At 59.8% G+C, this 963-nt stretch carries 1 protein-coding gene; it reads left to right on the forward strand.

Annotated elements, in window-relative coordinates; genetic code table 11:
- Positions 1 to 109: 109 nt before the first annotated feature.
- The coding region (locus tag AC0L3L_RS36360) for an inositol-3-phosphate synthase (RefSeq protein ID WP_473642185.1) at positions 110 to 963 on the forward strand (854 nt) is incomplete at its 3' end.

A 963-nucleotide genomic window follows, 5' to 3' on the forward strand; every position in this document is an offset into this window, starting at 1 on the left:
GCTTTGATCCGAATAGAGGTTCGTGATTTTTCCAGGTCGCAAGGAACATTCCCGGCAGCTGGCAGTTCGGCGCGAGGAACTTACCTTCAACAGCGATGGCGGCAGTTTCGTGGGATCGAAAAAGGTACGGATTGGAATAGCCGGCGTCGGCAATTGCGCGTCTTCCCTTGTCCAGGGCCTCTCATATTATCGAGACGCCAGAGGTAATGAGCCGATACCGGGCCTGATGCATGCCGATCTCGGCGGCTATCACGTCGATGACATCGAGGTGGTCTGTGCTTTCGACGTCGCCAAGGGCAAAGTTGGGCGTGATGTGGCGGAAGCCATATACAATGCACCCAACAACACCTTCCGCTTTGCCGACGTTGCAGCAACCGGCGTTCGCGTCGAGCGCGGACCAACGCTCGATGGCATCGGCAAATATCTGCGCGATGAGATCGAAGAGGCAGAAGAGCCGGTCGCGAATGTCAGCGCGCTGCTGCGGGAAAGCGGCGCAGACGTACTGGTCTCATATCTGCCGGTCGGCTCGGAAGAAGCCACGCGTTTTTACGCCGAGTGCGCGCTCGAGGCCGGCTGCGCCTTCGTCAACTGCATACCGGTTTTTATCGCGTCGCGGCCGGAATGGCGCCGGCGCTTCGAACAGCGCGGTCTGCCGCTGGTCGGCGACGATATCAAAAGCCAGGTCGGCGCAACAATCGTGCACCGGCTGCTCGCCAATCTGTTCCGCGAGCGCGGCGTCCGCATCGACCGCACCTATCAGCTGAATTTCGGCGGCAACACCGATTTCCTCAACATGCTGGAGCACGAGCGGCTGGAATCGAAGAAAATCTCCAAGACACAATCCGTAGCCAGCCAGTTCGACGTCCCCCTGGAGGCCGGCAACATCCATGTCGGCCCCAGCGACCATGTGCCCTGGCTTACCGATCGGAAATGGGCCTACATCCGCGTCGAAGGCACGACGTT

Source organism: Mesorhizobium sp. WSM4849 (assembly GCF_055811385.1).